This window comes from Cupriavidus sp. SK-4 (assembly GCF_000611125.1).
In the GTDB taxonomy this organism is placed as follows: Bacteria; Pseudomonadota; Gammaproteobacteria; order Burkholderiales; family Burkholderiaceae; genus Cupriavidus; species Cupriavidus necator.
Genome location: NZ_JFJW01000226.1, coordinates 1 through 1741, shown reverse-complemented (window position 1 = coordinate 1741; position 1741 = coordinate 1). Strand labels below are relative to the sequence as shown.

Annotated in this window: 2 protein-coding genes; both read right to left on the bottom strand. The window is 57.7% G+C overall.

All coding sequences use genetic code 11. The features are described from left to right. Window positions 1-224: 224 nt before the first annotated feature. Entirely contained in the window at window positions 225-752 is a 528-nt protein-coding gene (locus CF68_RS34580) for a hypothetical protein (protein WP_035828028.1), read from the bottom strand. Window positions 753-1296: 544 nt separating this feature from the next. After that, complete coding sequence (locus CF68_RS34575; RefSeq protein WP_152548613.1) at window positions 1297-1668, bottom strand: hypothetical protein; 372 nt, start codon at window positions 1666-1668, stop codon at window positions 1297-1299. Window positions 1669-1741: the final 73 nt, after the last annotated feature.

Below are 1741 nucleotides of genomic sequence, written 5' to 3'. Positions count from 1 at the left end.
GCACTCATGACTTCTGTATAAGGAAATGGGCTAAGCGGCGGCGGCATGAAGGAACAGGTCACGAAGCAGATTTTCGACAAGATTCTCGCCCAAGGCAAATCGACGTTGTGAGCATGGGTGTCTGTGCCTCATTGCTTCTGTCTGTCGCACGGGCGTGGGGGTCGCCAAATCGGGGCAGGTCTCCGGTCCGACGGGATTGTTCCGCACGAGGGCCAAACTTACGGCTACTTACCCATCATCTTTCCTGGGATCGTTCCACCCATGCCCGGACCCATGCCCGGACCCATGCCTTGGTCGTTGGCCATCGTCTGCATCATTTCCTGCATGAACGCCATGTGACTACCCGCCATATCGTGGCACATCTGCATTTGATTTGATGGGGCACTTCCCTTGGCGACTCCTTTGCCAGGAGCCATACGACCAGGGCCGCCCATTTTCATCATGTCCTTTTGCATGATGGCCATTGCATCTTGCATGACCTGATGGCGTTCAACCAAGAGGGCCTGGCGCTCTTCCGGCGTTTTGGCCCGCGAAAGCCGCTCTCTGATGGCACGCAGGTGGGCAATCTGGGCGTCCAGCCTTGCATCGCTGGAAACTCCGGGGGCTACGACCGGAGGCTTATCTTGCCGTTTTTCAGGATGGTGCTGCTCATGCTCCGTGCCGGTAGCCGGCGACGCTGGGAAAGCTGCTGGCGTCCAAGCGAGCACGGTAGCCGCAGTGATAAGGATAGAGAGGCGATGGTTGGTGGACATGGAAGATCCTCCTATGAAAACATGCAGTTCCTAGTCCAAGGTATGCGGCAGTCAGGGATTTGAGTTGATTGGGATCAACGAAGTGATGGGTTCAGTCCCATCGATGTGCCGGTCTGCGCGCCGGGCAATCTGCGCAGACCATTTTGCTGATGCCCTCAGCAGCAATGCTCCGGTGTGCCAGGAAACAGTTGGCCAGGAACACATCCGAGGACGGAATACCTAGAATTTGACTATGAGGGCGGCAAGTCAGGAGGAGCCGAGTAAAGTGCCACTTCGCCCGTCGGCGCCAGCCCTGCGGCGGATTGTTTGCTACTCTGCCACGTCTTTATCCCACACTTCGTTCGGCGTTTGCTACGCCCCGTTTTCCCGTGTGGAGGTGGCGGGTCTTTCAGCATCCCGTGTGTGGCGCGATAGCGTCTTCCGGCTTTCAAGGCTGCCGGCATGGATTTTCTTCCTGCACATCACCCCCCGGCTTCGGGAATGGCGAATCATCACCTTCTTGCGTCACTGCAGACTTCGCGAGCGCGCGCCGAAGCTCGCGAGCTCACGCTAGGTAGTAAAAGGCGGCAACTAGCAGCGCTCCGGAAACGACGCCTCCGAGAGCAATGACCGCGACGGCCATTGGACGCCTTTGCAGCCGGCTTGCCAGCCGTCCGAGCGCGAAACCCAAAATGACGAATGCCAGCACGTCCAGCAGGCCATGCGTGATCCAGTGATGCCCAGTGGCGGCCTTCATCCAGGCGAGTATAGTTTGCTCGTTTGTCTCCTTAAGTATCACCAGTAATGCGCTGAATACCGAGGTGATGCCTAGCGACAACCCGAAGGATGTAGTCAGCTTTCCCAGCCTGACTTCACCTTGCTGATTTAGACGAACGCCGCTCTGCTTGGCGGCGCCCGACCAGACGGTTCCAGTCATTTTGTGCCCCTCTTAGCTATTTGACCAGCAGGCCTAGCTTAGCCCACCTCATTACACACAACTCCTGGTGGCT